Here is a 7,816-nt window from a genome sequence, read left to right as displayed (position 1 = left end):
CTACCCTTTTCGGCTTTTCCGGGCTTTTCCGGGCGGGCTTTTCGGCTTGTCCGGGGTCGGACCAAGCCAAGCCCATGATATTAATAAAAACCCACTTCATTTCGACCCCCGAAAAATGCCTTGGAGGGCCCATTCTCCGTACAGAATGGGCCCTCCAGGCAGGTGACGTTACGGGATCGCAGCGGCCACGGATCAACTGCTGAGACCAGGCACTTGCCTTGGACCAGCATTTTTGCGGCGAAAAGCGGGCATTCAAGGCCCAAATCTGGGCGAAAAAACGAGGTGTTATCTCATTGCATCAATGCGTTAGCTTGGTCTGACCCCCGCGGCCCTAGGGCCCCCGCGGCCCTAGGTTTATGGCCGGGTCAAGGCCTCGTCGGGGGGGCTCCGGGCCCATCATGCGGGCCAGGCCGATCCATGTCCTCCGGCTGCGGCATATCCATGCCGCGCTCCGGCGGCGGCGGTGTGTCCATACCACCTTCTCGCGGCGGCATACCCATGCCGCGCTCCGGTTGCGGCGGTGTGTCCATACCACCCTCCCGGGGCGGCATACCCATGCCCCGCTCCGGCGGCGGCGCACCCATCCCGCGCTCCGGCGGCGGCGCACCTATCCCGCGCTCCGGCGGCGGCGCATCCATGCCGCGCTCCGGCGGCGGCGTGCCCATGCCGGCCTCCGGCGATGCATTACCGCCATCTTCGTCGAAGCCTTGCGCAGCAACCGGACTCGCGACCGTAACCAGAGACGCGATGGCCAAAGCCAAGGCGGTTTTGCGTCGTATCATCATTTCCTCCCGTTCGCTTGGTGAAATCGCTGCCTTCCCTTCGCATGCGACATGCCAAGTGGCTTTTCGGCTTTAGAATGTTTTCTCGGACAACAACTTATGCACCGAATCTCGAAACGCCCGAGGCCGTTGGGGGTTGGAGTGGCCGTATAACGGCGACACACTGGGTCACCCTGACAGTGTCAGAACGACACTGTCGGACCCCCGTCGAGGCTCGCTACAGACATTTGCCGGTGAACTTGATACCTTCGCTTATCCGGGCGTTCTAGGTGCCGGAAAGGACAGGATTAGGGAGCAACCCGCCCAGTTCGGAATCTTTTTCATTTTTCTCACCACAACTTCGCGTGGTCTGACCCCGGGGTTCGCGAGGCAATGAACGCCAGCTACCTACGCCCCTTGTAGAGACCCGCATGCCAATCCAATCCTCCCCTGCCGTGCCGCGACCGCAAGCGGCCAGCGAAACGGCTATCCCAAGCGGTCGTGAGCACCGCGTCGCATGCCGCCCCCGTAGCTTCGTGCTGTGGCTCACCCTGCTGGGATTCGTGCTGCTCGCGGGTGCCTGGGCGGCGACGGCGCACCATGCCGACATCCTCGGGTGGCTGTCCGGTTCGCAGTCCTCGCTGACCGGTTGGGTCGCGGTCTGGCCGGTCGCCGCGGCCATGGTCTACGTGCTGGTGGTGACGGTGGGCAAGGTCACGCCGTTCCCAGGCGGGTTCCTGCTGATGTTCACCGGGGGGTTCCTGTTTGGCCCGGGACTCGGTGCGGTGTTGAGTGCGGTGGGGTCGGCGTTCAGCGCAGTGATGATCGCGGCCTTGGGGCGCCGGCTTTTCCATCAGCCGATTCACCGGCACTGGGGTGCGCGGCTCGCACCTGTGACACCGGCCGTGACCGCGAACGGTTTCCATTTCATCCTCGCCGCGCGGCTGTTTCCCCTGGTGCCGGCCTGGGCCGTGAACGTCGTGCCGGTGATCTTCCCGATCCCGCTCAACCGGGTTCTCCTCGCCACCTTCCTGGGTCTGCTGCCGCTGTCCTTCGTGGTGGCGACGCTCGGGCACCAGGTGTCCAGTATCGCGGCGGCGGGCGAGGTCGCGCTGCGCGACGTGCTGACCCCGCAGCTGCTGCTGGCTCTGGCCGCGCTTGCGGCACTGGCCCTGCTGGCACCGCTGCTGCGGTCCCGGGGCGCACGGAGTTGAGGGCCGCACCAAGCGTTGACCAGTGTGTGGCATCAAACCCATTGGCGGCCAGCAAGCCCACCCAGCGCGGCGACAGATTCATGTCAACCAGAACTCTCATGCGTCGGCGAGCAACACCTCGCGCTCTTCGGCCCGCCACGCGGCATAACGCAACGCCTGCAGGATGTCCTCGCGCTCCAGATAGGGGTAGTCGGCCAGAACTCCCTCCATCGTGTGCCCGGCCGAAATCTGCCCGACCATCACGCCGACCGTGACCCGCATACCGCGGATGCAGGCCATTCCGCCCATCACGTCAGCGCGCCGGGTAGTTCGATCGAACTCTCGCATGAAAGCTCCTGCTTCGTACCGTGACCCGGGGACCGCGCCGCGCGTGCCCGCCTGGGCTTGCATCCTCGTGTCCGTAGGGTCACCGAGCTTGGCCTGAGCCCTGAGCCCTGAGCAACGCTATGACCGCCATCTTTGCAGACGTGCTCGAATCGACGCGCGAACCCGGTACGTCGCGGTTCTCCGCATCGAGCGTCGCCGCCATCCTCGACCTGTAGCAGCAGGATCTGGCCGAGCCGGCAGGGGTTCATCGCAACACGCTGCGTAGGCATCCGGAATCGCCAAGGCTGCAACCCGCACTGCGCGACCTGATGCGCGTTTTGTCGGCCGCCGCGGCGGTGGAGCCGGAGCCACAAAGCGCGCTCGGCGGGAAACTGTCGGCGCTGGTTCGGTTTCATCGACGGCGGTATCGCGCAGTGCCTGACCGCCACCCGCGAAGCAAATTTCTGGAGCTGCTACGCTTACTGGAGCGTAGCCCACGTCGTGGCAGCGGGATTGCGATTTGGTTGGGAGGCATCACGATGAATGCAAAGGGCTCTGGCGATGCACGGCTCGCGCTCGTGGAGCGGTTCTTTCAGGGCACCGGCGCCAGCTACGATTTCATGGTGAATGCCGCGACGTTGGGAATCGACCGGCTGTGGAAGCGCCGGCTCGTGGAGCTCATACCGCCGCACCCGGCGCGCGTGCTCGATCTGGCCTGCGGCACCGGGATATCGACGCTGGCCATTGCGAAACGCCATCCCGAGTGCGAGGTAGTCGGTGTTGAACTGCGGAACGAGTACCTTGAACAGGCGCGGGAGAAGCTGAGGCAACGCGGATCAGGAAACATCGAACTGGTACTGGGGCGCGCCGAAGACTATCGCTCGGAGATTCCGTTCGACTGTATCACCTCGTCCTACCTCGCCAAGTACGCGGAACTCCCGCTGCTTTGCCGCAACGCCCACTCGATGCTGAAACCCAACGGCGTGTTTCTGGCGCACGATTTCACGTATCCGCCGAAGGCTCATCTGGTTAGGATCTGGAGGCTTTACTTCAGGATCCTGCAGCTTGCCGGCAGCCGCCTGTTTCCATCCTGGCGTGAGATCTATTACGGGCTCCCCGAGTTGATCGAACAGAGCCCCTGGGTCGAGGAACTGCAGCGGGCACTGGAGCAATCGGGATTCGTGGATGTCCGCCGACATGATCTGACGCTGTACGGATCCGCGATCCTGTCTGCGCGCAAGTCGGGCGCATCCGCAGCGCCCAACGGCGGTTCAGGGTAGCGCGCCAAGGCTCAAGTGCATGATCTCTGACGGCGCAGTCTCCAGCAGCCGACCAAACGGGCTGTCGGGAAACTGCCCTGCCCGTTCGGATGCGAGCCTCAGCCTCGCGTGCATCGCCTTGCGCATGCGCGCCCGCAGCACCGGGAGCGTCTCCGAGAGAAAGGATTCCGGTGCCGCAGTCGAACCCTTGGGCAGATCGACCCGTGCCAGTTCCGATTCACCGCAGAAATGCACGATTGCGGGCGCCAGCACGGCCCACTCGGGCGCGGAATGTTCACGGCCATCGACGTCGGCCAGATCGTCGGCGATCTGATAGGCCTCGCCGAGGAGCACACCAAACTCGTGGGCCAGATCCGCCATGCGCTGCGAGCCACCTGCACTGATGGCGCCGAGACGCGCGGCCGTCCCGAACAACGCCCCCGTCTTCAGATGGATGATTCTGGGATAGAGTCCCCGACCGCGTTCCGGATCCGCCAACAGCGCGCGTTCGACGTCGGCAGGCTCCAGCGGCTCCTGCCACGCGCCGCTGGCCATTGTGGCGATGACCTCGGCGACCGCAAGACCGTCGGCGCGGCCGGTTTCGGTCATCCGGTGCAGCGCTGTCGCAAACATGAGGTCACCGAGCAACACGGCCTTGCGGGGCCCATACTTCGTCCATGCGGCGGGCCGCTCGCGCCGTTCGGTGTCACGGTCCACGAAGTCGTCGTGTATCAACGACGCAGCCTGAATGCATTCCACGGCAAGCGCGCGCGGCAAGGCGGCCTCACGCCGGCCACCCAGCGCGTCGTTCACCAGGCACAGGAGACAGCCACGCAGGCGTTTGCCGTCAGCGAGCGCGTCGTGAACGGCGGCGGCCTGGGTTTCGCAAAGGCTCGGGAAAAAGCGCGGTATCCAGTGCAGAAAGGCGGTGTCCAGCTCAGCGCGCGTGATGCGCCAATATCGCACGAACGGCGTTTCACGCATCATCGTGGCGTCACAGGGTCCAGCGCCAGATGAGGAGTGCGATGCCGAGCAGGATCACGCCGAGGCTGACGGATTTCAGGATGACCTCGAGCTGAGCCGCCTGTGCGCGCCCTTCGGTCGTCAGTCCATCCGCGCCGCGCTTCAGCGCCTTGTACGGGCGGGAGGCATTGATTTCGACGAGGCTCAGAGCCGCCATGGCCATGGCAACCAGAACGATGGCCAGCGAAAGGGAATTGGTCTGAATCACGTAGCCGGCCAGCACCGGCAGGAAACCCCAAGCGAATGCGAACCAGGCATTCGTATGAAAACGCCCGCGGAACCATTCCAGGTTATAGGCCAGGAGAAAGAACCCCTCGAGGACGGCGATCACGCCCAGCAGCGGCGCGTAGCGCACGATGTAATAGATGCCGATCGCATAGGCCACGACCACGGAGACTGCCGCGACGACCCAGAGCTGGCGCTTCGAGAAGACCGCCCCCCACGGTTTGACGGCCTGGCTGCCAAGTGCATCCAGTGCATGCGCGCCAATGCCCAGCGCGAGAAAATAGATGACGACGATCGCCGCGACACGATCCCAGTGGATGGTCTCGGCCAACATCGACCCGATCACGGTGAATGACAGCACCATCCCGGTGTAGGGAAGAAAGAGCAGACCGACCGCCACGCGAAAGCGCGGTGGCCCGAAGGACGGCACGAACCACTCGTTCAATCTTTGGGGCTCGTTCATCTGCGCCAAGGTGCCCCCGTAGTCGCAAGCACAGCTCCGTCCGGTCAAGCGCGCAATATCCGAGATGCGGGATTCGCTCGGTCCGGCGAACGGCTGGAGTGAGACTGAGACCTTCTGAATATGTCCTCAGCCGCAGTGAGGGCATGCCCAGAAGCCGTGAGGGGTTGATGCTACGCCCGCGGGCGTTGTCCATGCAAAGGGTCCCTCTCGCCCGCATTCGGCAGTCATTCGCCGGGCATCCCGGCACAGCCGACGAGGCGTTGCGGCATGAGTCCCTCGACAGGCTCGGGTCGAAAGGCTGTTCCCTTCTTCATGCATGGGTCGCCTGTCGAACCATGAATGGAATCGGATTGGTCAGCGACTTTCTGACATCTGGCGCAGCCGAAAAATAGCGCTGCTGCGGACCGACTGCTGACACCCGATACCTGGCGACTATACTTCCAGTAACGGGTACACGCTGGAGGAGGGCCGCCATGGAACAGACGCAATCAAAGCATCAGTTCGACGAAAACGGACTGCTCATACATCCGGAGGACTGGTCGCGCGAACTCGCCGCCGAACTGGCGAAGGAAGAGTCCATCCCGCAGCTCACCGACATCCATTGGGCCCTCATCGATGCGTTGCGTGCCTATTATCGCAAGTACCAAGCGCCGCCGCCCGTGGCCATGATCTGCCGCGAGCTCGATCTGAATGAGTGGTGTTGCCACGACCTGTTCCACAACTGCCTGGCCGCCTGGCGCATCGCCGGCCTGCCCGACCCCGGCGAGGAAGCCAAGGCCTACATGTCGGCCGAGTAGTTCACTCAGGGCAGTCGGACCACCTCTACAGTCCAGGATTCGGTATCGACCATAGGCACGGCCGCTTCCGGGCGTTGTTCAGGAACGTGAAGCTCGATTCGATGTAGAGATGGACTCGGCCGACAAAGAAATCGGTGCGTGTGCAGAGGCGGCACCGATGCCCACGATCCCTGCCGCGTCATAACCGTTGAAGATCGCGCCGTCCTCGATCAGCGCGGCCTTGCGCGCCGCGGCGACCACCGGATCGAGCTCCGGGTTGCGCGCCCCGCGCCGTTCTTGCCCTCGGTGGCGGCCGCCAAGGCCTGAATGGATCGGATTCTCTGCTGCGCAGTCCCATCGGCAGACGGATGAAGGATTCGGCCGGCCTGCCGGAAGCGTGTGCAGGGGGCCGGCCATGTGATCATCGGCGCGGCAGGCAATGCGACTGAGGGACAGACGCCATGAACGACGATCTGCAAAGCATGTTCGCCACCATCCACGACGCCGCGCGCCACGACCGCATTCCCGATGTCGAAGCGCGCCGGCGGCGGCTTGCCGCATTGAAGCGCATGGTCGTTGAAAACCGTGACGGGATTGCGCGCGCCATCGATGCCGACTTCGGCGGCCGGGCGCGCGAGGAAACCGAACTCATGGAGATCCTGCCGCTTCTGAACGCGATCAAGCATGCGTCCCGTTCGGTGCGGCGATGGATGCGCGACGAACGGCGCCGCGTGGGGTTAATGTTTCAACCCGCGCGGGCCTGGGTGCGCTACGAGCCACTCGGCGTGGTCGGCATCGTCTCGCCATGGAACTATCCGCTGTTCTTGTGCCTCAGCCCGCTCAGCGATGCGCTGGCGGCGGGAAACCGTGCCATGCTGAAGCCTTCCGAGCACACACCGCGCTTTTCCGAACTGCTGGCGCAACTCGTTCCGCAGCATTTCGCCGCTGACGAGGTTGGTGTCGTCACGGGGGACGAGGCGGTCGCGCAGGCCTTCACCGCGCTTCCCTTCGATCATCTGCTCTTCACCGGCTCCACCACGGTCGGGCGCAAGGTGATGGAGGCGGCGGCCAGGAACCTTACCGCCGTCACCCTGGAACTGGGCGGCAAGTCGCCCGCGATCGTTGCCCCCGACTATCCGCTGGACAAGGCGGCGCGCTCGATCGTGCTGGGCAAGCTCACGAATGCGGGCCAGACCTGCATCGCGCCCGATTACGTCCTTGCCCCCGCCGACAAGGTCGAGCCTCTGGCGCAGGAGATCCTTGCGACCATCGTCCGCTCCTATCCCGCTTTGCAGACAAACCCGCAATACAGCAACGTGATCAGTCAGCATCACCGGGATCGCCTCGAAGGCGCCATTGACGAGGCCCGGCGCGGCGGGGCGACCATCCTGCAGCCTCCGGGTTCTGAGAATGGTCGGAAGATCCCTCCGACGATCGTGCTCGGCGCGAGCGACGATTCGCTTCTTCTGCGCGAAGAGATCTTCGGCCCCGTTCTGCCGATCGTGGCCTACCACGATCTCGTGGACGCCATCGCCTTCGTGAATGCCCGCGCGCGCCCACTTGCCCTTTATGCCTTCACCAACGACCGGGGGACCCGGAAGGCGATCCTCGACGGGGCGATCTCGGGCGGTGTGACGCTGAACGGGACGCTGCTGCATGTGGCGCAGGACAATCTGCCCTTTGGCGGCGTGGGGGAAAGCGGGATCGGCGCCTATCACGGAAGGGACGGCTTTCGCCGGCTCAGTCACGCGCGCGCCGTCTACAAGCCGGGCCGCCTCAACGCGTTCGA

8 protein-coding genes are annotated in these 7,816 nt (G+C 64.5%); 4 read left to right on the top strand and 4 right to left on the bottom strand.

Annotated features, from left to right (window positions below):
• The first annotated feature begins 1,297 nt into the window (after positions 1-1,297).
• Positions 1,298-1,975, top strand: a complete 678-nt coding sequence (locus EA346_RS12865) for a VTT domain-containing protein (protein ID WP_296759234.1) — start codon at positions 1,298-1,300, stop codon at positions 1,973-1,975.
• A gap of 96 nt (positions 1,976-2,071) precedes the next feature.
• Here EA346_RS12865 and EA346_RS12860 read toward each other — a convergent pair whose 3' ends face one another.
• Complete coding sequence (locus tag EA346_RS12860) at positions 2,072-2,302, bottom strand: DUF433 domain-containing protein (RefSeq protein ID WP_296759232.1); 231 nt, start codon at positions 2,300-2,302, stop codon at positions 2,072-2,074.
• Between the two features lie 518 nt (positions 2,303-2,820).
• Here EA346_RS12860 and EA346_RS12855 point away from each other — a divergent pair.
• Complete coding sequence (locus tag EA346_RS12855) at positions 2,821-3,561, top strand: class I SAM-dependent methyltransferase (RefSeq protein ID WP_296759230.1); 741 nt, start codon at positions 2,821-2,823, stop codon at positions 3,559-3,561.
• On the opposite strand, the gene EA346_RS12850 is transcribed toward EA346_RS12855, so the two are convergent.
• Both EA346_RS12850 and EA346_RS12845 read right to left on the bottom strand, forming a co-directional pair.
• Positions 3,553-4,527 (bottom strand): polyprenyl synthetase family protein, encoded by a 975-nt coding sequence (locus tag EA346_RS12850; RefSeq protein ID WP_296759226.1) that lies wholly within the window; start codon positions 4,525-4,527, stop codon positions 3,553-3,555. The genes EA346_RS12855 and EA346_RS12850 overlap by 9 nt on opposite strands.
• 7 nt (positions 4,528-4,534) lie before the next feature.
• Complete coding sequence (locus tag EA346_RS12845; protein WP_296759224.1) at positions 4,535-5,233, bottom strand: hypothetical protein; 699 nt, start codon at positions 5,231-5,233, stop codon at positions 4,535-4,537.
• Positions 5,234-5,724: 491 nt separating this feature from the next.
• Between EA346_RS12845 and EA346_RS12840 the strand changes: the two genes are divergently transcribed.
• Entirely contained in the window at positions 5,725-6,048 is a 324-nt protein-coding gene (locus EA346_RS12840; RefSeq protein ID WP_296759222.1) for a TusE/DsrC/DsvC family sulfur relay protein, read from the top strand.
• Positions 6,049-6,126: 78 nt separating this feature from the next.
• Here EA346_RS12840 and EA346_RS12835 read toward each other — a convergent pair whose 3' ends face one another.
• Positions 6,127-6,444, bottom strand: coding sequence for an encapsulin (locus tag EA346_RS12835; RefSeq protein WP_296759219.1), 318 nt, complete (start codon positions 6,442-6,444; stop codon positions 6,127-6,129).
• 44 nt (positions 6,445-6,488) lie between these two features.
• On the opposite strand from EA346_RS12835, the gene EA346_RS12830 reads away from it, so the two are divergent.
• On the top strand, positions 6,489-7,816 hold a 1,328-nt coding region (locus tag EA346_RS12830), incomplete at its 3' end, for a coniferyl aldehyde dehydrogenase (protein ID WP_366755793.1).

This window comes from Thioalkalivibrio sp. (assembly GCF_007692535.1).
In the GTDB taxonomy this organism is placed as follows: domain Bacteria; phylum Pseudomonadota; class Gammaproteobacteria; order Ectothiorhodospirales; family Ectothiorhodospiraceae; genus Thioalkalivibrio.
This window is presented reverse-complemented; position numbering and strand designations above follow the sequence as displayed.